Source organism: Pseudomonas sp. FG1 (genome assembly GCF_034313875.1).
GTDB lineage: Bacteria > Pseudomonadota > Gammaproteobacteria > Pseudomonadales > Pseudomonadaceae > Aquipseudomonas > Aquipseudomonas veronii.
This window is the reverse complement of record NZ_JAVIWP010000001.1, coordinates 880,301-900,303: the sequence shown is the minus strand read 5'-3', so window position 1 is coordinate 900,303 and position 20,003 is coordinate 880,301. Positions and strand designations below refer to the sequence as shown.

Sequence of the window (20,003 nt, the reverse complement as noted above, 5' to 3'; positions counted from 1 at the left end):
TCCCACATTCAAGCGCATTTCACCTCGGCAGGCGGGTTTGCACGACCACCTTACCCACCGCCTTGCGCTGCCCCAGGTCATTGATCGCCTGGGCCGCCTGTTCCAGCGGATACACCTGCGACACCAGCGGTTTCAACTTGCCCTCGGCATACCAACCAAACAGCTGCTGGAAGTTCGCCGCATTGTCCTGCGGCTGGCGCTGGGCGAACGCGCCCCAGAACACTCCGACCACGGCCGCGCCCTTGAGCAGCGCCAGGTTCACCGGCAGCTCCGGAATGCGCCCGCTGGCAAAACCCACCACCAACAGGCGGCCGTTCCAGGCGATGGCGCGGATGGCCTGGTCAAACAAGTCGCCGCCCACCGGGTCGTAGATCACGTCGGCGCCGTTCCCGTCGGTCAGGCGCTTGACCTCATCTTTCAGGCTGGCTTCGCTGTAGTTGATCAGCTCATCGGCGCCGGCGGCCTTGGCCACCGCCAGTTTGTCGGCGCTGCTGGCGGCGGCGATGACCCGGGCGCCCATGGCCTTGCCGATTTCCACGGCAGCCAGGCCCACGCCGCCGGAGGCGCCGAGGACCAGCAAGGTTTCGCCGGGTTGCAGGTTGGCCCGTTGTTTCAGCGCATGCATCGAGGTGCCGTAGGTCATGCTGAACGCGGCGGCGGTGTTGAAGCCCATGCTGGGCGGGATCGGCAGCACGTTATAGCCGGGCACCGCGACCTGCTCGGCAAAACTGCCCCAGCCGGTCAGCGCCATCACGCGGTCTCCTACCTTCAGGTGGCTGACCTTTTCCCCCACTTCACTGACCACGCCCGCTGCTTCGCCACCCGGCGAGAACGGGAACGGCGGCTTGAACTGGTACTTGCCCTCGATGATCAGCGTGTCCGGGAAGTTGACCCCGGCGGCATGCACGTCCAACAGGATTTCGTTCTTCTTGATCGCCGGGCTGGCGATGTCTTCCAGCACCAGGGTTTCGGCGGGGCCGAAGGCTTTGCACAGCACAGCTTTCATCGGACTATTCCTTTTGGCGTCGTGGCCGATAAGTGTAGGAGGGTATGCCCGTGGGTCAACGAGCATGCCCGGGCCTGATAAGTCGCCATAAGCTTGTGCTCTGCCTTGCTAGCGTTATGCTACTGGGCTACCGAATGTGAGGAATGAACTGTGAAAGCGTGGATTCTGTTGATGCTGGCCCTGACCTTGCCAATGGCGGCCCAGGCGCAAGAGGCGAAAGAAGGCGAGGCGCCGAAGGTCAGCTATATCAGCCTGGCCCCGCCGTTCGTGGGCAACTATGGCTTGGACGGTACGTCCAAGCTCAAGGTGTACAAGGCCGATATCGCTCTGCGCGTGACCGGCACCGAAGCGGCCGCCGCCATCAAAGCCAACGATGCGTTGATTCGTAATCAACTGGTGGCGCTGTTCACCCAGCAAACCAACGAGACCATGAGCACGGTTGAGGGCAAGGAAAAACTGCGCCAGGAAGCCCTGAAGCAGACCCAGCAAGTGATGAACGACGAAACCGGCAAGCCGGTGGTGGAAGACCTGTTGTTCAACAACCTGATCATCCAATAGTCACGGCGCGACGATCGCAAGCAAGCCCGCTCCCACAAGGGAATGCGTTCCACCTGTGAGAGCAGGCTTGCCTGCGATAGCGGCCGGGCAGGCACCTCAAGACGCCAGGCTCTTGCGGAACCGCGCCAGCGCCACCAAAAAGAACAGCAAGCCAATTCCCGCCAGCGCCAGCATGTCCGGCCACACCACGCTCATGCCCGCATCGCGGAACAGGATCGCCGCGCTCAGGCTCACAAAGTGCGTCGACGGCGAGGCCTGCATCACCCACTGCAACCATTCGGGCATGCTGTCCAGCGGCGTGCTGCCGCCGGAGAGCAACAGCATCGGGATGATCACTGGGATTGCCAGCAAGCCGAACTGCGGCGTCGAGCGGGCGAGGGTGGCGAGGAAGATCCCCAGGGCGGTGCTGGCAAACAGGTACAGCGCGGTCACGAACAGAAACAGGCTCAGCGACCCGGCCAGCGGCACGCCGAGCATGCCCTTGACCACCACTTCCAGTGACACCCAGGTACACAGCACCACCACCAGCAGGTTGCTCCAGATTTTCGCCAGCATGATTTCCAGTGCCGTCAGCGGCAGCACCAGCAAATGGTCGAGGGTGCCATGTTCGCGCTCGCGCAGCAGCGCGGTGCCGGTGAGCACGATGGCGAGGATGGTGATGTTGTTGACGATCTGGATGACCGCGAGGAACCAGCCGCCCTCCAGGTTGGTATTGAACAGCGCCCGCGTTGTCAGCAGCGCCGGCGCTTTGCTGGCGGAGTCGGCCTGGCCGCTGTAGGTCAGCAGCTCGCGTTGGAAAATCCGCCCGATGTAGCCGGCGCCCATGAACGCCTGGCTCATCGCCGTGGCATCGACGTTCACCTGCACATCGGGCTCGCGACCGGCCAACAGGTCGGCCTGGAAATTCGCCGGTACGTTGATCACGAACGTGTACTGGCCGCTGTCCATGACCTTATCCAACTGGTCATACGCCAGCGGCACGGGTGACTGGAACTCGGGCGGCTGCAACGCCTCGGCCATCTGCCGCGAGATCGCGCTGTGGTCCTCGTCGACAAACGCCACGCTGGCGTTGTGTACGCCAATCACCGAGCCGGCCGCGGGCATGTAGATCGCGACCGTGAAGGCGTAGAACAGAAACAGCAGCAGCACGCTGTCGTGGCGCAGGCTGGTCAGTTCCTTGATCCCCAGGCGCAGGATGTGCGCGAACTTATGCATCAAGCCTCCTGCTTCTTCAGCATGATCAGGCTAAGCCCGGTAAACCCGAGGAAAAACCCGAACAGCGCCAGGCACTGCGGCCACAGTTGCCGCAGGTCGAGGGCCTTGGTGAACGTGCCCACCGCAATATCGAGAAAGTGCCCCGCCGGAAACAGCGTGCCCATCACCGCCGCCGCGCCTTCCAGGGACGAGCGCGGCACGATCAGCCCGGAGAACTGGATGGTCGGCAGGCTGGTGATGATCATGGTGCCGAGGATCGCGGCGATCTGGGTGCGAGTGAACGCGGAAATCAGCAGGCCCATGCTGGTGGTGGCGAGCACGTACAGCAGGCCGCCGAACGCCAGGGTCAGGCCGCTGCCCTTGAACGGTACGCCGAACAGCCAGCGGTTCATCGCGACCAGCACCGCCAGGTTGATCAGGCTCACGGCCAGGTACGGGGTCTGTTTGCCCAGCAGGAATTCCAGGCGGGTCAGGGGCGTGGCGTAGAAGTTGGTGATCGAACCCAGCTCCTTTTCGCGCACGATGCCCAGGGCGGTGAGCATCGCCGGGATGAAGGCGAGGATCAGTGCCATCACGCCTGGGCCGATGGCGTTCACACTGACCACATCCTGGTTGTAGCGAAAGCGGGTTTCGAGCTTGGCCGCGCCTTGGCTGTTCTGCGGCTGGCTGCTCAGCTCGGCCAGTTGCTGCAGGTTGGCCTGGTGGACCGCTTCTACATAGTTCCGGCTGGTTTCCGCGCGAAACGGCATGCCGCCGTCGAGCCAGGCCGCCACGCTGGGTTGGCGGCCGGCGTAGAGGTCACGACCAAAACCGGGCGGGATTTCCAGGGCCAGTTTGATTTCCGAACGTTGCAGGCGCCGGTGCAGTTCGTTGGCATCCTGGATCGGCGTTTGTTCGGCGAAATAGCGTGAGCCGCGAAACGCCTCCAGGTAGGCGCGGCTTTGCGGGGTCTGGTCCTGGTCGTAGACGGCGAAGGCGAGGTTTTCCACGTCCAGGGAAATGCCGTAGCCGAAGATCACCATCATGAACATCGCCCCGAGCAGGGCGAAGGCCATACGCACCTTGTCGCGCAGCAGTTCCTTGCCTTCACGGCTGGCCACGGCCAGCAGGCGCGACAGGCTGAAGCCGCGCTTGCTCACCGGCGGCGTGCTGGTTTCGCTGACGGTGGCGGTGGGCGCGGTAGGTTCGGCCTCGCCCTGGGCTTGCTCCAGGCACGTGACGAACGCGGCTTCGAGGGTGTCGCCGTGGAATTGCTGCTGCAGCGCGTCGGGCGTGTCGCAGGCGAGCACCTTGCCGGCGTGCATCAGGGAGATGCGGTCGCAACGCTGGGCTTCGTTCATGAAGTGGGTGGACAGAAAGATCGTCACCCCTTGTTCGCGCGACAGTTCGATCAGCAGCCGCCAGAAATCATCCCGCGCCGCCGGGTCGACGCCCGAGGTCGGTTCATCGAGGATCAGCACTTCAGGACGATGCAGCACCGCTACGGCCAACGACAAGCGCTGACGCAAGCCGAGGGGCAGTTCGCCCGACGGCTGCTCGGCCACCTCGCTGAGGTCGAAACGCTGGATCAGCTCGTCGATCCGCTTGCCGCTGTCGACGTTGGGCAAATCGAACAACTGCGCGTGCAGCACCAGGTTCTGAAGCACGCTGAGTTCGCCATACAGCGAAAAGCTCTGCGACATGAAACCCACACGCTTGCGGGTGGCCAGGTCCTTGGCGTTCACCGGGTTGCCCAGCAACGTGGCACTGCCCTCGGTGGCCGGCATCAGGCCGGTGAGGACTTTCATGGTGGTGGTCTTGCCGCAGCCGTTGGAGCCGAGAAAACCGAAGATCTCGCCCCGGCCGATGGCGAAGCTGACTTTATCGACGGCGGTGAAGTCGCCAAAGCGCAGGGTCAGGTCGTGGGCTTCGATGGCGATATCAGCGTTGTTGCCTGTGCGCGGCGGGATGACCAGCGGCTGGTTGTCATGGGCGTTGTCGCCCTGGAAGTGGGTGAAGGCTTCGTCCAGTTTGCCGCTGGGGGTCACTGCCGCCAGCTCACTGCTCAAACCGTCGGCGATCAGTTTGCCGCGGTCGAGCATCAGGCAATGTTCAAACTGCTCGGCCTCTTCCATGTAGGCCGTGGCCACCAGCAGTGTCAGTTGCGGGCGCTCGCTGCGCACGGTTTCGACCAGCTCCCAGAAGCGCCGACGGGACAGCGGGTCGACCCCGGTGGTGGGTTCGTCGAGGATCAACAGGTCCGGGTCGTGGATCAGCGCGCAGCACAGGCCGAGTTTCTGCTTCATCCCGCCGGAGAGTTTGCCGGCCGGCCGTTCGGCGAAGCGCTCGAGGTCGGTGGCCAGCAGCAGGTTGTGCATGCGCTGGTTGCAATCGGCTTTGGACAGGCCGAACAGCGTCGCAAAGAAGCGGATGTTTTCGCGGATGGACAGTTCGGGGTACAGGTTGCCGCCCAGGCCTTGAGGCATGAAGGCGATGCGCGGGTACAGGCTGTTGCGGTGGCGGCGGTTGGCGATGGAGCCGCCGAGCACCTCCAGTTGGCCGTCCTGGAGTTTTTTAACCCCGGCGATCAAACCCAGCAGGCTCGACTTGCCGGCGCCATCCGGGCCGATCAGCCCGCAGCGCGTGCCGGTGGGCAGGCTGAAGGCGATATCGACCAGCGCCTGTTGCTTGCCGTAGCGGTGCTGGATGCCGGTGGCGTGCAGCGCCAGATCGGTCATTGCAGGTTGGCCGGCCATGGGATGTCAGCCGTGCGAACGTAGCCGGCGCCGGGCATGCCCGGTTTGGCCTGCGGCACGGCGCTGGGTTGGGTCAGGCGCAGTTTGACGCGGAATACCAGTTTCTGGCGTTCATCGCGGGTCTCCACCTCTTTGGGGGTGAACTGCGATTTAGCCGCGACGAAGCTGATTTTGGCCGGCAGCGATTGGCCGGGGAGCGCGTCGAGGAGGATGCGCGCATCGCTGCCGACGGTCAGGGCGCCGGTCACCGAAGCGGGCAGGTAGAGGTTCATGTACTGATCCTCGGGGTCGATCAGCAGCAATACGCGCCCGCCCGCGCCGAGCACTTCGCCCGGCTCGGCCAGGCGCAGCTGGATAATGCCGTCGATGGGCGCGCGCAGGCTGCTGTCGTCGATTTCGCTGGTGAGCTGCGCCACCTGGGCCTGGGCGGCGCCGATGGCGGCCTTGGCCGAATTGACCTGGGCCTGGGCGGCGACCACGGCCGCATTCCCGGTGTTCTGGCGCGCCTGCTGTTGGTCGATCAGTTGGCCACTGGCGAAGCCGCGTTTGTACAGCTCCTGGGTCCGCTGGAGTTCCTGGTGGGCAAGCAGTTGTTCGCTCTGACGCAATTGCACATTGGCCTCTGCGGCGGCGAGGTTTTCCCTGGCCCGCAGCACTTCGGCTTCGGCCTGGGCGCGCTGGGCTTCCAGAGTGCGGGTGTCCATGCGCGCGAGCAGTTGGCCCTTGAGTACCTTGTCGCCTTCATCCACCCGCACTTCTTCCAGACGCCCGGGGATCTTGGCGGCGATCTGCACTTCGGTGGATTCCAGGCGGCCGTTGCCCATGCTCAAGCCTTCGGGCAGGCGGTCCTGGGTGGATTTCCAGTAACCGAAACCGCCAGCGGCGAGCAGCAACACAATCAGGAGGGTGGCAAACAGCTGGGAGGTGCGGTGGTTCGTGGACATAGATGCTTCCTGCGGTGTTAGCGTCCTAGTCTGACGGGTTCGGCCCGAGGGCGCTTGATACGGGTCAAATGAAGCGCAAGCCTAACCCGGTTGCGCTGCAGATGCATGCGTCGGGCGCGTGACTGCAAGGTTCTGCGGTTCAGCCCAGCGCGAGGACCGCCGACCATTGCTCGGCGGTCACCGGCATCACTGACAGACGGCTACCTTTTTGCACCAGGGGCAGTTCGGCCAGGGCGGTTTGCTGCTTCAGATAGCCCAGGCCGAGCACCTTGGGAAACGTCTGGACGTGGGCCACGTCGATCGCGCTCCACGGGTTTTTGTCCGGGCTGGCCTTGGCGTCGAAATAGTGGCTGGAAGGTTCCAGCGCGGTGGGGTCGGGATACGCCGTCACGACGATTTTGCCGATGCCGGCAATGCCAGGCTCGGGGCAGCTGGAGTGGTAGAAGAAAAACTCATCGCCCACCGCCATCGCACGCAGAAAGTTGCGTGCCTGATAGTTGCGAACCCCGTCCCATCGCGCTTCGCCGAGGTGTTCCAGGCCGGTGATGGAGAGTTCGTCGGGCTCGGATTTCATCAGCCAGTAGGCCATTTGGGGGCTCCTGAAAAAGGCGTTGGACAGGTTGTGGGGCAATTGCATGACAAACCGACGGTCGGTTGGCGTCAAGGTTTGCGTGTTGGTTCACGTTAACGCAGAATGCCGGGATTTTAAGCTTGACGCAGCTGCAACGGACTACTTTGGAACGTTGTTGTCATCGTGTACGAGGTGCCTGAAGGGGGGCAATCGATGCAACGCAAACCGGATTTACTATGGATACTGGTTATTTTGTTTGGTCTGGGCGTCGTGACCACCGGGTATGCGCAAAGCTTATGGTCGAACAAGACCGATGCGCCCGTTGAGCTGACCCAGCAGCCGCCACAACCGTTCAAGCGTTAACTCTTCTTCAGGGCGTCGCGGGTTCCAGCGACGCCTGTGCGATATACCACTGCTTATCGGTGACGGTGCCCGCCAACGGCACGTCCCAACTCGCCTGCACCAGCCGTTCGACTTTCTGGCATTCATGGGCCAGGCCCAGCAGCGTCGGCTTGCGCCAGTGCTGGCGGCGCGCCAGGTAAGCCAGGCTGCGGTCATAAAAACCGCCACCCATGCCCAGCCGTCCCCCCGCGTCATCGAACCCCACCAACGGCAATAGCACCAGGTCCAGCGCCCAGACCTTGCGCTGGCGGCGGACATTCACCCGTGGTTCAAGAATGCGAAAGCGATTGGGCAGCAACTTCTCCCCGGGGCGAACGCGCTGGAACACCATCTTGGTCCGTGGCCAGGCGCTGAGCACCGGCAGGTAAGTGGCCTTGCCCCGCCGCTGAGCCGCACGCAGCAGCAAGCGCGGATCGATTTCACCGTCCGTCGGCAGATACAGGGAAATATGCTTGGCCCGGCGAAACAGCGGGTGCTGTGCCAGTTGCCGATACACGCCTTGGGCGGCTTTTCGCTGCTCGCTTGGCGTGAGTGCGCGGCGGGCGTTGCGCAACATGCGTCGAAGTTGCGGACGGGAAAGCGGCGCAGGTTCGGTCATGGTTTTTCGGCTCATAAAACAATGCCAGTCCTGGGACTGGCATTGAGTTTGGGATTCAGGCTCCCCGACAGAACCGCTGTCGACTAAGCCCTTGAACCCGAAAGTTCAAGGTGGAAGAAGCAGTAGGCTTTAAGGCTTTCCGTCTAGCGGACATGCACACCAGCCAAACGTGCAACTTCCAGGGTAGTGCGAATCGGCTCCGGGACATCGCCGACTGGCAAGCACGCCAGGGAGTGGGGCGAGTATACCTTAAACAGACACGGCAATCAGCCCTTGGATGTGTCGGAATCGTTGGACAGTGCCAGGTCCACACGCTCCAGCAGGTCACGTACCTGCTCGCGCGTCGAGCCGCTGGCCTGCACGTCCGGGCGCTCCTGCTTATGCAGCAGATCGTGGGTGATATTCAACGCGGCCATCACGGCGATGCGGTCGGCGCCGATCACTTTGCCGCTGCTGCGGATTTCACGCATCTTGCCGTCCAGGTAGCGGGCGGCGCTCACCAGGTTGCTGCGCTCTTCCTGGGGGCAGATGATCGAATATTCTTTGTCGAGAATCTGCACGGTGACGCTATTGCTTGAACTCATGAGTCTTGCTCCAGGGCCTTCAGGCGCGAAATCATCGACTCGACCTTACGCCGGGCGATTTCGTTTTTTTCAATGAGGTGAGCGCGTTCCTCGCGCCAGGTCTTTTCCTGAGCTAATAGGAGTCCGTTTTGCCTCTTTAGTTGCTCGACCCGATCAATTAGCAATTCGAGTCTGGCCATCAGCGCTTGCAGGTCGGTGTCTTCCATTGGGTTCCACTGGATTTGTCTGATGAATGGCAACTGCAGAATAAACGATCTGACGCCCTTGATAGTCTGGTGCGTCTGCCGGTGCTAGGATACAGCGCTTCATTCTAGACATTGCGCCGTCTGGCGCCTAGCTCACCATGCCCATTCAGAACTCCCCGTACGACGCTTTTACCAAACTGCTGAGCTCCAGCGGTCATCCTTGCTCGCCCGCCGAACTGCACGGCGTGTTGCTGGGCCGCAGTTGCACCGGTGTTGGCTTTGACGCCGACAACTGGCTGGCCGATGTGGCCGAACTGCTGGAAACCGAGCCCTCCGAGAACGTGCGTAACGCGCTGATCGGCCTGCAGGAAATGGTCAAGGGCGAGCTGACCGGTGATGACGTCACCGTGGTCCTGCTGCTGCCGACCGACGATGCACCGCTCACCGAACGTGCTGCCGCGCTGGGCCAATGGTGCCAGGGCTTCCTCCATGGCTTTGGCGTGAATGCCGGCGGCCTGGAGCTGAGCACCGACGCCAAGGAAGTGCTGCAGGACCTGGCGGCCATCTCCCAGGTGCAAGATGCCCTGGAAGAATCCGAAGACGGCGAAGGCGACTACATGGAAGTCATGGAATACCTGCGCGTCGCGCCGCTGCTGCTGTTCACCGAGACCAAGAAGTCCGCTGAACCGGCCACCCCCAAGCCGTCGCTGCACTGAGAAAGGAAGCCCGTCTGCCCATGATCCATATCCCGAAAGCGGAATACACCCGTCGCCGCAAGGCGCTCATGGCGCAGATGGAACCCAACAGTATCGCGATCCTGCCGGCCGCCGCGGTGGCCATCCGCAATCGCGATGTCGAACATGTCTACCGCCAGGACAGCGATTTCCAGTACCTGAGCGGCTTCCCCGAGCCCGAAGCGGTGATCGTGCTGATGCCCGGTCGCCCGCACGGCGAGTACGTGCTGTTCTGTCGCGAACGCAATGCCGAGCGCGAACTGTGGGACGGCTTGCGCGCCGGTACCGAAGGCGCGATCCGTGATTTCGGCGCCGACGATGCCTTCCCCATCACCGATATCCACGACATCCTGCCCGGCCTGATCGAAGGCCGCGACCGGGTGTATTCGGCGATGGGCAGCAATGCCGAGTTCGATCGGCACCTGATGGAGTGGATCAACATTATCCGCTCCAAAGCGCACCTGGGCGCCCAGCCGCCGAACGAATTCGTTGCCCTGGATCATCTGCTCCACGATATGCGCCTGTATAAATCGGCGGCGGAAGTGAAGGTGATGCGCGAAGCTGCGCGGATTTCCTGCGCCGCCCACGTGCGGGCCATGCAGGCCAGCCGCGCCGGCTTGCGCGAGTTCAGCCTCGAAGCCGAGCTGGATTACGAGTTCCGCAAAGGCGGCGCGAAGATGCCGGCCTATGGCTCCATCGTCGCCGCCGGGCGCAACAGTTGCATCCTGCATTACCAGCAGAATGACGCGCTGCTCAAGGACGGCGACCTGGTGCTGATCGACGCCGGTTGCGAGATCGACTGCTACGCCAGCGACATCACCCGCACCTGGCCGGTCAACGGCAAGTTTTCGCCCGAGCAACAGGCGATCTATGAAGTCGTGCTGGCCGCCCAGGAAGCCGCCTTCGCCGAGATTGCACCGAACAAGCATTGGAACCAGGCCCATGAGGCCACCGTGCAGGTCATCACTTCCGGGCTGGTGAGGCTGGGGTTGCTGCAAGGGGACGTTGACGAACTGATCGCCGGCGAAGCCTACAAACCATTCTACATGCACCGCGCCGGCCATTGGCTGGGGATGGATGTGCATGATGTCGGCGAGTACAAAGTGGGCGGTGAATGGCGTGTGCTGGAAGTCGGCATGACGTTGACCGTGGAGCCGGGGATCTATATTTCGCCGGACAACCAGAGCGTGGCAAAGAAATGGCGTGGCATCGGCGTACGCATCGAGGACGACGTGGTAGTGACCAAGCAAGGCTGTGACATTCTGACCGGCGGCGTGCCCAAGACCGTCGCCGACATCGAAGCGTTGATGGCGGCCGCCCGATGAGCCGGGTCAACCTGGCCATTATCGGTGGCGGCCTGGTGGGCGCGAGCCTGGCGTTGGCGCTGCAGGACGGGGCCAAGGCGCGGGGCTGGAAGATCCTGCTGATCGAACCCTTCGCACCGGGTGACAGCTACCAGCCGAGCTACGACGCACGCTCTTCGGCGCTGTCCTATGGCGCGCGGCAGATCTATCAGCGTCTGGGTCTGTGGCAGGCCATCTCCCGCCGCGCCGAGCCGATCAAGCAGATCCATGTGTCGGACCGCGGGCGCTTCTCCACCGCGCGCTTATCCGCCATGGAAGAGGGCGTGCCGGCCCTCGGCTACGTGGTTGAGAACGCCTGGCTCGGCCAATGCCTGTGGCAAGGCCTGGATAAGGACGTGGTCAGCTGGCGTTGCCCGGCCGAAGTCACGCGCATGGAGCCGCTGCCCGATGGCTATCGCCTGACCCTCAACGACGAAACCGTGCTGGAGTGCGACCTGGCGGTGCTGGCCGACGGCGGTCGCTCCGGCCTGCGCGAGCAACTGGGGATCGGCGTGAAATCCCGCCCGTACAACCAGAGCGCGCTGATCGCCAATATCACCCCGAGCGAAGCCCACAACGGCGAAGCCTTCGAGCGCTTCACCGATGAAGGCCCGATGGCCCTGCTGCCGCTGCCGGACAACCGCTGCGCGCTGGTCTGGACCCGTGCCGGCATGGACGCCCAGCGCCTGGCCAACCTGGATGAGCGCAGTTTCCTCAGTGAATTGCAGGGCGTGTTCGGCTACCGCCTGGGCACCTTGAAGCAGGTCGGTGCGCGGCATCTGTACCCGCTGACCCTGGTGGAAGCCGAAGAACAAGTGCGCTCGCACCTGGCGATCCTCGGCAATGCCGCCCACAGCCTGCACCCGATTGCCGGGCAGGGCTTCAACCTGTCCCTGCGCGATGCGAATGCCTTGGCCGAGGCCTTGCTGGCCGGGCCGGCGGTGCCGGGTGACCTGGCGACCTTGCGAGCATATCGCGAGCGGCAGCGCATGGATCAAACGCTGACCGTGGGCTTCTCCGATCAGGTCACGCGCCTGTTCGGCAGCGCCCAGCCGCTGGTCGCGCTGGGGCGCAACATGGGCCTGCTGGGCCTCGACCTGCTGCCGCCGGCGAAACGCTGGTTCGCCCGTCAAGCCATGGGCCTGGGCACGCGTCCCGATGCGTAGCCGCGACTACATCGTTCGGGACGGGATGAGATTAACCCTTTACGTGCGGCGCAAGCCGCCAGCGAGACAGGCTTAAAGCATGGATATGCGCGCAGATGTGCTGATTGTCGGGGCCGGAATGGTCGGGAGCGCCCTGGCGCTGGCGTTGCAGGGCAGTGGCCTGCAGGTGCTGCTGCTCGACGGCAGCCCGCTGAGCGTCAAGCCGTTCGAGCCTGACGCGGCTTTCGAGCCGCGGGTGAGCGCCTTGTCGGCCGCCAGCCAGCGCATCCTTGAGCGCCTTGGCGTGTGGGATGGCATCGTCGCACGGCGCGCCAGCCCGTATGGCGAGATGCAGGTGTGGGACGGCAGCGGCACCGGGCAGATCCATTTTTCGGCGGCCAGCGTGCATGCCGAAGTGCTCGGGCATATCGTCGAAAACCGCGTGGTCCAGGATGCCTTGCTCGATCGCCTGCACGACTGCGACCTGGGCCTGCTGGCCAACGCGCGCCTGGAACAGATGCGCCGCTCCGGCGATGACTGGCTGCTGACCCTGGCCGATGGCCGCACGCTGCGCGCGCCGCTGGTGGTCGCTGCCGATGGCGCCAACTCCGCGGTGCGCCGTCTGACCGGCACCGCGACCCGCGAATGGGATTACTTGCACAACGCTATCGTCACCAGCGTGCGCAGCAGTCAACCGCACCGGCGCACCGCCTGGCAACGCTTTACCGACACTGGCCCGCTGGCGTTTTTGCCGCTGGTGCGGGATGGGCAGGAGGACTGGTGTTCGATCGTCTGGTCGACCACGCCGGCTGAGTCCGCGCGCCTGATGGCGTTGGATGAGGAAAACTTCTGCCGTGAGCTGGAACGTGCCTTCGAAGGGCGCCTGGGCACGGTGCTCAGCGCCGACCCGCGTGTGTGTGTGCCGCTGCGCCAGCGCCACGCCAAACGTTATGTGGCCGAAGGCCTGGCGTTGATCGGCGATGCGGCCCACGTGATCCATCCATTGGCGGGGCAGGGGGTGAACCTCGGTTTTCTCGATGCGGCCGTGCTGGCCGAGGTGCTGTTATCGGCGAGCGAACGCGGTGAACGCCTGGCGGATGTGAAAGTGCTGAGCCGTTACGAGCGTCGGCGCATGCCGCACAACCTGGCGCTGATGGCGGCGATGGAAGGTTTCGAGCGCTTGTTCCAGGCCGACCAGTTGCCGTTGCGTTGGCTGCGCAATGCCGGCTTGAAGGTGGTCGACCAGATGCCGGAAGCCAAGGCGATCTTCGTGCGCCAGGCCCTTGGCTTGAGCGGGGATCTGCCGGAACTGGCCAGGCCCTGACACACCCGGCAGCCCGGGCCTGCCCGCGATGAGGCGATACGTCGCACTGCAGAACGCGGCCTTGCAACATCTCGTAACGCCTCATTCGAGTGAGTGATTGAGATGCTAAATGTGAGTCCTTATCATTTGTACTCTTTTGTTCACGAGAGACCGCACCCATGTCGGCACCCAAGCGCCTCCTGACTGCCCTGGCACTCACCCTCATCGGCAGCACCACCGTGCAGGCGGCCGACGAAGTCGTGGTCTACTCCTCGCGCATCGACGAACTGATCAAGCCGGTGTTCGACGCCTACACCCAGAAAACCGGGGTGCAGGTGAAGTTCATCACCGACAAGGAAGCCCCGCTGATGCAGCGCATCAAGGCCGAGGGCGAGAACGCCACCGCCGACCTGCTGCTCACCGTCGACGCCGGCAACCTCTGGCAGGCCGAGCAGATGGGCATCCTGCAACCGTTCACCTCCAAGGTGATCGACGCCAATATTCCGCTGCAATACCGCTCGTCCGCCCACGCCTGGACCGGTTTGAGCCTGCGTGCGCGGACCCTCGCCTATTCCACCGACCGGGTGAAGCCAGGCGAGCTGACCACCTACGAAGCCCTGGCCGACAAACAATGGGAAGGCCGCCTGTGCCTGCGCACGGCAAAAAGGTCTACAACCAGTCGCTGACCGCCACCCTGATCGAAACCCATGGCGCGGCCAAGACCGAAGAAATCATCAAGGGCTGGGTCAATAACCTGTCCACCGATGTGTTCTCCGACGACATCGCCGTGCTCGAAGCGATCAACGCCGGGCAGTGTGACGTGGGCATCGTCAACACTTACTACTACGGCCGCCTGCACAAGCAGAAGCCGAATCTGGCGGTGAAGCTGTTCTGGCCGAACCAGGGCGACCGTGGCGTGCATGTGAACCTGTCCGGCATCGGCCTGACCAAATACGCGCCGCACCCGGAAGCAGCCAAGGCGCTGGTGGAGTGGATGACCACGCCTGAGGCGCAGAAGATTTTTGCCGACATAAACCAGGAGTTCCCGGCCAACCCGACGGTGGCGCCGTCGGCTGAAGTGGCCAGTTGGGGCAAGTTCGTGGCGGACACCTTGCCGGTGGAAGTGGCGGGCAAGCGCCAGGCCGAGGCGATTCGCCTGATGGATCGGGCCGGCTGGAACTGAATGTGTAGGTGGGAGGGGGCTTGCTCCCTCCCACACTGTTTTGTGTCTGTCTGTAGATCATCCATTCCCAGGGAATTTGCTCTTGGCCCACCTCGCCCAACGCCGCTGGTACCTGCCGGTCTTCAGCGTCGCCGCCCTGGTGTTGCTGCCGCTGAGCGTGCTGTTGCTGTCCTGGCAAAGCATCGACGCGCAGATCTGGTCCCATCTGTGGGAAACCCAGATGCCGCGCCTGCTGGGCAATACCTTGACCCTGGTGCTCGGCGTCGGCGTCGGCGTGACCTTGCTGGGTGTGAGCCTGGCGTGGCTGACCAGCCTCTGCGAATTTCCCGGGCGGCGCTGGCTCGACTGGGCGCTGATGCTGCCGTTCGCGATCCCGGCGTATGTGCTGGCGTTTGTGTTTGTCGGCCTGCTGGACTTCTCGGGGCCGGTGCAAACCCTGCTGCGTGACGCGTTCGGCAGCGGCGTGCGCCTGCCCCGCGTGCGTTCCACCGGTGGGGTGGTCATTGTGTTGGTGCTGGTGTTCTATCCCTACGTCTACCTGCTGGCACGCACGGCGTTCCTGGCCCAGGGCAAGGGCTTGATGGAAGCGGCGCGCGTGCTGGGGCAATCGCCCTGGCAAGCCTTCTGGCGCGTGGCCCTGCCCATGGCGCGGCCGGCGATTGGCGCCGGCGTGGCCCTGGCGCTGATGGAGACCCTGGCGGATTTCGGTGCGGTCTCGGTGTTCAACTTCGATACCTTCACCACCGCGATCTACAAGACCTGGTACGGCTTTTTCAGCCTGTCCAGCGCGGCCCAGCTGGCCAGCCTGTTGCTGCTGGTGGTGATGCTGGTGCTCTACGGCGAGCGTCGTGCCCGCGGTGCCAGTCGGCCGAGCAATGAGCGGCCGCGCGGCAAGGCGCTGTATCACCTGCGCGGCTGGAAGGCGGCGGCGGCCAGTGGTTGGTGCGGCCTGGTGTTTGCCTGTGCCTTTGTCATTCCGATGCTGCAACTGCTCGCCTGGTTTTGGCAGCGCGGCCGTTTCGATCTGGACGAGCGCTATACCGGCCTGATCGTCCACACCCTGTACCTGGGCGGTATCGCGGCGCTGGTCACGGTCAGCGTGGCCCTGATACTGGCCTTCGCCAACCGCCTGGCGCCGACCCGGGCAATTCGTTCCGGCATCAGCCTGGCCAGCGTCGGGTATGCGTTGCCGGGCTCGGTACTGGCGGTGTCGATCATGTTGGCGTTCAGCTACCTGGATCGTGAGCTGGTGGTGCCGTTGTCGGGCTGGCTCGGTGGCGCGGGCAAGCCTTTGTTGCTGGGCAGCTTGGCGGCATTGGTGCTGGCGTATCTGGTGCGTTTCCTGGCGGTGGCTTACGGGCCGCTGGAAAACAGCCTGGCGCGTATCCGTCCATCGTTGCCCGAAGCGGCGCGCAGTCTTGGGGTGAGCGGTCCACGACTGTTTTGCAAAGTGTATCTTCCGCTGTTGCTGCCGGGCACCCTGAGCGCAGCGTTGCTGGTGTTCGTCGATGTGCTCAAGGAAATGCCGGCGACCCTGCTGATGCGCCCGTTTGGCTGGGACACCCTGGCGGTGCGGATCTTTGAGATGACCAGTGAAGGGGAGTGGGCGCGGGCGTCATTGCCGGCCTTGACCTTGGTGCTGGTGGGCCTGTTGCCGGTGGTCGGGCTGATACGACGTTCCGCTCGGCAAATCGGTTAGGTGCCAGTCCTACGGCTTGAGGCTACAATGCGCGGCATTCGGTACGCTCCGTGTTTCGGACCGGCTCGTCGGATGTGGCTGCAGGCCCTTTGATTCAAGGGGTTAAGCCCATCCTGCAGCCTTGCGTACCTTCGCCAAGCCCGGAAGGAGAAACCCATGGGACAGCGCACGCCTTTGTATGACCTGCATCTCGCCCTCGGCGCGAAAATGGTCGATTTTGGCGGTTGGGATATGCCTCTGCACTATGGCTCGCAAGTTGAAGAACACCATCAGGTGCGACGCGACTGCGGGGTGTTCGATGTATCTCATATGACCGTGATCGATGTCACCGGCCCCCAGGCCAAGGAATGGCTCCAGTACCTGCTGGCCAATGACGTCGACCGTTTGCACGGCTGCGGCCGTGCGTTGTACAGCGCCATGCTCAACGAGCACGGCGGGGTGGTGGACGACATGATCGTCTACCGTACCGAAGTCGGTTATCGGCTGGTGGTCAACGCCGCCACCCGTGACCAGGACATGGCCTGGATGCAGGCGCAGTTGGGCTCTTACCCGGTGCAACTGCACGAGCGCTCCGAACTGGCCATGCTCGCTATCCAGGGCCCCCACGCCCGGCAGAAAATCGCCGAACTGGTGACCCAGTCGCGTGGCACCCTGATCCACCAGCTCAAGCCCTTCGAAGGCCAGGCCGATGGCGACTGGTTTATCGCCCGCACCGGCTACACCGGCGAAGACGGCCTGGAAATTGTCCTGCCGGCCGATCAGGCCCCGGGTTTTTTCAACGACCTGGTGGGCGCGGGGATTTCCCCCATCGGCCTCGGCGCCCGCGACACCCTGCGCCTGGAAGCCGGCATGAACCTGTATGGCCAGGATATCCACCAGGACGTTTCGCCCCTGGCGGCCAACATGGCCTGGAGCATTGCCTGGGAACCGGCCGAGCGCCGTTTCATCGGCCGCGCCGCGCTGGAAGCCGAACTGGCGGCCGGGGTGCAGACCAAATTGGTCGGTTTGGTACTGGAAGAACGTGGGGTTTTACGCGCTCACCAGGTGGTTCGTATCGCCAATGTTGGCGAAGGGGAGATCACCAGTGGTAGTTTCTCTCCTACGCTGAGTAAATCCATTGCTTTGGCGCGTGTACCGACGGCGACTGCCGATCGGGCCGAAGTGGAGATCCGCGGCAAGTGGTATCCGGTTCGAGTGGTCAAACCGACCTTCGTGCGCCATGGTAAAACCTTGATCTAACTATTCCGGCAGGCCTGTGGCCGCTGACATTTCTTCTTGAGGACATAGACTATGAGCGATATCCCTGCCGGCCTGCGTTATGCCGAAAGTCACGAATGGGCCCGTTTGGAAGCTGACGGCACTGTGACCGTCGGCATCTCCGACCATGCCCAGGAAGCCTTGGGTGATGTGGTGTTTGTTGAGCTGGCCGAAATCGGCAAAGCGTTTGCGGCGGGGGACGCGGCGGGTGTCGTGGAGTCGGTTAAAGCGGCTTCGGACATCTACTCGCCAGTTGCTGGCGAAGTGATTGCTGTTAACGAGGAACTGAGCGGCAGCCCTGAGTTGTTGAACAGCGACCCTTACGGCGCCTGGATCTTCAAGCTCAAGCCCAGCACCCCGGCCGACCTGGAAAAACTGCTCGATGCCGCCGGCTACAAAGCCGCCATCGGCGAGTGATCCCGCTGCAGGAGCCGGTCATCCGGCTCCTGCAACAGCCTTTCAGCGCTTCAGCACGGCCTTCACCGCCGCTACCGAGCGTTCCACATCTGCCTCTGTCATTGCTGTGAACATCGGCAACGACACGATCAAACGCCCAACACGCTCCGCTACAGGGAACATGCCTTCCTTGAACCCGCGTGCCCGATACAGGCTCAACAGGTGGATCGGCGGGTAGTGATAGCCAATGCCGACGCCGTGGGCCTGCATCTGCTCCATGAATGTGGCGCGGGCCGGCAGCCCGTCCTGGCGCTCCGGCAGGACCAGCTGGAACAGGTGCCAGTTGCTGTTTTCGAAATCCGCCGGTGGCAGTTGCGCACCGTATTGCTCTTCAAAATCACTGCCGAAGCACTTGAAGTAGTGCCGCGCCAGGTTCTGGCGATGGGCGGTGATCTCCTGGATATGGGCAAATTGCCCCAGGCCGATGGCGGCGGCGATGTCGGTCATGTTGAACTTGCCGCCCAGCACATCCACGTCGAGGCCGTCGAAGCCGGTGCGGGTCACGCCCTGCAAGCGGTACTTCTCTGCCAGGCGTGCTTCGTCGGCGTTGTTCAGCACCAGGCAGCCGCCCTCGGAAGAGGTGATGTTCTTGTTTGCCTGGAAGCTGAACGACACGAAGTCGCCGGTGGCGCCGATCCGCTCACCGTCCCAGCTCGAACCCAGGGCCTGGGCGGCATCTTCAACGATACGCAGGTTGTACTTGTTGGCCAGTGCGTAAAGCATCGGCATATCCAGCGGCAGGCCGGCCAGGTATACCGGGATGATCGCCTTGGTGCGCGGGGTGATGGCCGCTTCGACCTGGGCCAGGTCGATATTGCGGGTTACCGGGTCGATATCGGCAAACACCGGCGTAGCGCCGACTTCCAGAATCACGTTGGCCGTGGCAACCCAGGAGATCGGGGTGGTGATGACTTCATCGCCAGGCCCGATACCGGCGATGCGCAAGGCGATCTCCATGGTGCAGGTGCCCGAGTTGAAGGTGCGTACCGGTCGCCCGCCAAAGTATTCCGACAGTTGCGCTTCGAACGCCTGCACTTTCGGCCCGCTGGTGATCCAGCCTGAACGCAGTACATCACCGACCGCCGAGATGGTGGCTTCATCAATGGTAGGTTTGGAAAATGGCAGAAAGGGCTGTTGGCTCATGACGACGAAGGCATCCGTTTCAGATAGACGATGAGAGAAGGCATATCAGTACCGGCATGGTTGCACGGCGTGACTGAATATAGCCTGTCTTCTGTGAACGAAACGTCACCCAAACGGTGAAAAATGCCGCATCGAGCGCGGCATTTTTTGCTGCGAGTCAGAAGGAAACGCGCGCTTCCAGAAACATATTCTGCTCTTTGAGCTTGCCTTTGAGCTGCTCATCGCGTGCGTTCACGCGGTTGGCGAAGGTGTTGTAGCCGGTTTCCACATCGCCCATGGCGGTGTAACGGTAACCCGCGCCGAGGGTGAGTTGTTCGCTGACCTTGGCCTCCAGCCCCATGCCGACGCTGTAGGCGAAATTGTGCTGGCGGTGGCTGGCAAAGCGCCGGGTCTCGTTGGTCTGGTAGCCCTCGGCGTCGATCCGCGCCACCCCCACGCCGGCCATACCGTAAAACGACAGCCAATCATTGAGTGGGATGTCCTTGTAGCCATTGAGCATCAAGCGCTGGCTGTGGACCTGTTGGCTGTTGACGTTGGCATTGAAGGGCGCCCAGTAGGACTTGAAGGTCGAATGCTTCGGCATGGTGTATTCCCCTTCCAAGCGCCAGCCATCGGCAAACGCATAACCCACGGCGAAAGAGGCGACGATTGACTTGCTGCTGTCGGGCGCCTCCACCCGCTCGGTGACGCGTGGGCTGGTCAGCAGGGCGCTGGAGAGGTTCTGACGGGCGTGGTTGAGCTTCAACGATCCGTACCCGTTTTCTGCATGGGCATGGGGGGTAAAGAACACAGAGAACAGCAGCGCGTAGGCGAGTTTTTGCATGGAAGGGATTCGCTCGATGGAAAAGGAACCCTTAGCTTGTTGCCTGGCTCTTGAGGGCTCGACAGGACTTCTCTGCCCGCGGCTGGAAAAAATAGACTATCTGCGTAGTGCCCGGGGGC

Annotated in this window: 19 protein-coding genes, 1 other RNA gene and 1 pseudogene; 10 read left to right on the top strand and 11 right to left on the bottom strand. The window is 63.2% G+C overall.

Annotation, left to right across the window (positions count from 1 at the left end; translation table 11 throughout):
• Positions 1–19: 19 nt before the first annotated feature.
• Positions 20–1,006 carry an NADPH:quinone oxidoreductase family protein gene (locus RGV59_RS04280; protein ID WP_017845120.1) on the bottom strand — a complete coding sequence of 329 codons (987 nt, stop codon included), beginning with the start codon at positions 1,004–1,006 and terminating at the stop codon, positions 20–22.
• A gap of 150 nt (positions 1,007–1,156) precedes the next feature.
• On the opposite strand from RGV59_RS04280, the gene RGV59_RS04275 reads away from it, so the two are divergent.
• Positions 1,157–1,564 carry a flagellar basal body-associated protein FliL gene (locus RGV59_RS04275; protein WP_046488859.1) on the top strand — a complete coding sequence of 136 codons (408 nt, stop codon included), beginning with the start codon at positions 1,157–1,159 and terminating at the stop codon, positions 1,562–1,564.
• 96 nt (positions 1,565–1,660) lie between these two features.
• Here RGV59_RS04275 and RGV59_RS04270 read toward each other — a convergent pair whose 3' ends face one another.
• The 4 genes from RGV59_RS04270 to RGV59_RS04255 all read right to left on the bottom strand — a co-directional run bounded on the left by RGV59_RS04270 (position 1,661) and on the right by RGV59_RS04255 (position 7,047).
• Positions 1,661–2,779, bottom strand: a complete 1,119-nt coding sequence (locus tag RGV59_RS04270) for an ABC transporter permease (RefSeq protein ID WP_046381693.1) — start codon at positions 2,777–2,779, stop codon at positions 1,661–1,663.
• Positions 2,779–5,496: a ribosome-associated ATPase/putative transporter RbbA gene (gene rbbA / locus RGV59_RS04265; RefSeq protein ID WP_102618646.1), complete on the bottom strand. Its 2,718-nt coding sequence runs from the start codon at positions 5,494–5,496 to the stop codon at positions 2,779–2,781. The genes RGV59_RS04270 and rbbA overlap by 1 nt, the downstream gene beginning before the upstream one ends.
• Positions 5,493–6,458 carry an HlyD family secretion protein gene (locus tag RGV59_RS04260; protein ID WP_017845116.1) on the bottom strand — a complete coding sequence of 322 codons (966 nt, stop codon included), beginning with the start codon at positions 6,456–6,458 and terminating at the stop codon, positions 5,493–5,495. The genes rbbA and RGV59_RS04260 overlap by 4 nt, the downstream gene beginning before the upstream one ends.
• A 139-nt stretch (positions 6,459–6,597) precedes the next feature.
• Positions 6,598–7,047, bottom strand: coding sequence for an EVE domain-containing protein (locus RGV59_RS04255; protein WP_017845115.1), 450 nt, complete (start codon positions 7,045–7,047; stop codon positions 6,598–6,600).
• Positions 7,048–7,242: 195 nt separating this feature from the next.
• Between RGV59_RS04255 and RGV59_RS04250 the strand changes: the two genes are divergently transcribed.
• Positions 7,243–7,392 (top strand): hypothetical protein, encoded by a 150-nt coding sequence (locus RGV59_RS04250; protein WP_017845114.1) that lies wholly within the window; start codon positions 7,243–7,245, stop codon positions 7,390–7,392.
• A gap of 7 nt (positions 7,393–7,399) precedes the next feature.
• On the opposite strand, the gene RGV59_RS04245 is transcribed toward RGV59_RS04250, so the two are convergent.
• From RGV59_RS04245 to RGV59_RS04230, 4 genes are all read right to left on the bottom strand, one after another.
• Positions 7,400–8,029: a 5-formyltetrahydrofolate cyclo-ligase gene (locus tag RGV59_RS04245; protein ID WP_102618637.1), complete on the bottom strand. Its 630-nt coding sequence runs from the start codon at positions 8,027–8,029 to the stop codon at positions 7,400–7,402.
• Positions 8,030–8,086: 57 nt separating this feature from the next.
• A non-coding RNA gene (gene ssrS, locus RGV59_RS04240) (6S RNA) lies at positions 8,087–8,265 on the bottom strand.
• Positions 8,266–8,295: 30 nt separating this feature from the next.
• Complete coding sequence (locus RGV59_RS04235; protein WP_017845112.1) at positions 8,296–8,613, bottom strand: cell division protein ZapA; 318 nt, start codon at positions 8,611–8,613, stop codon at positions 8,296–8,298.
• Entirely contained in the window at positions 8,610–8,819 is a 210-nt protein-coding gene (locus RGV59_RS04230) for a TIGR02449 family protein (protein WP_017845111.1), read from the bottom strand. The genes RGV59_RS04235 and RGV59_RS04230 overlap by 4 nt, the downstream gene beginning before the upstream one ends.
• 137 nt (positions 8,820–8,956) lie before the next feature.
• On the opposite strand from RGV59_RS04230, the gene RGV59_RS04225 reads away from it, so the two are divergent.
• From RGV59_RS04225 to gcvH, 8 genes and pseudogenes are all read left to right on the top strand, one after another.
• Complete coding sequence (locus RGV59_RS04225; RefSeq protein ID WP_017845110.1) at positions 8,957–9,514, top strand: YecA family protein; 558 nt, start codon at positions 8,957–8,959, stop codon at positions 9,512–9,514.
• 20 nt (positions 9,515–9,534) lie between these two features.
• On the top strand, positions 9,535–10,857 hold the full coding sequence (gene pepP / locus RGV59_RS04220) for a Xaa-Pro aminopeptidase (protein WP_102618638.1): 1,323 nt from the start codon (positions 9,535–9,537) through the stop codon (positions 10,855–10,857).
• Entirely contained in the window at positions 10,854–12,041 is a 1,188-nt protein-coding gene (gene ubiH / locus RGV59_RS04215; RefSeq protein WP_275958110.1) for a 2-octaprenyl-6-methoxyphenyl hydroxylase, read from the top strand. Before pepP ends, ubiH begins: the two co-directional genes overlap by 4 nt.
• 85 nt (positions 12,042–12,126) lie before the next feature.
• Positions 12,127–13,344, top strand: coding sequence for a 2-octaprenyl-3-methyl-6-methoxy-1,4-benzoquinol hydroxylase (locus RGV59_RS04210; RefSeq protein WP_164887041.1), 1,218 nt, complete (start codon positions 12,127–12,129; stop codon positions 13,342–13,344).
• A 158-nt stretch (positions 13,345–13,502) separates the two neighbouring features.
• Positions 13,503–14,506: pseudogene (locus RGV59_RS04205) on the top strand (extracellular solute-binding protein).
• A gap of 82 nt (positions 14,507–14,588) precedes the next feature.
• The gene (locus tag RGV59_RS04200) at positions 14,589–16,205 is read left to right on the top strand and encodes an iron ABC transporter permease (protein ID WP_322246910.1); all 1,617 of its coding nucleotides are present in this window, start codon (positions 14,589–14,591) and stop codon (positions 16,203–16,205) included.
• A gap of 156 nt (positions 16,206–16,361) precedes the next feature.
• Positions 16,362–17,444: a glycine cleavage system aminomethyltransferase GcvT gene (gcvT, locus tag RGV59_RS04195; RefSeq protein WP_322246909.1), complete on the top strand. Its 1,083-nt coding sequence runs from the start codon at positions 16,362–16,364 to the stop codon at positions 17,442–17,444.
• 51 nt (positions 17,445–17,495) lie between these two features.
• Entirely contained in the window at positions 17,496–17,879 is a 384-nt protein-coding gene (gene gcvH / locus RGV59_RS04190; RefSeq protein ID WP_102618642.1) for a glycine cleavage system protein GcvH, read from the top strand.
• 42 nt (positions 17,880–17,921) lie between these two features.
• Here the strand turns inward: gcvH and RGV59_RS04185 are convergent, their stop codons facing one another.
• Together RGV59_RS04185 and RGV59_RS04180 are read right to left on the bottom strand one after the other, a co-directional pair.
• Positions 17,922–19,061 (bottom strand): DegT/DnrJ/EryC1/StrS family aminotransferase, encoded by a 1,140-nt coding sequence (locus RGV59_RS04185; protein WP_017845102.1) that lies wholly within the window; start codon positions 19,059–19,061, stop codon positions 17,922–17,924.
• Positions 19,062–19,218: 157 nt separating this feature from the next.
• The gene (locus tag RGV59_RS04180) at positions 19,219–19,884 is read right to left on the bottom strand and encodes an outer membrane protein (RefSeq protein ID WP_046381703.1); all 666 of its coding nucleotides are present in this window, start codon (positions 19,882–19,884) and stop codon (positions 19,219–19,221) included.
• Positions 19,885–20,003 lie beyond the last annotated feature (119 nt).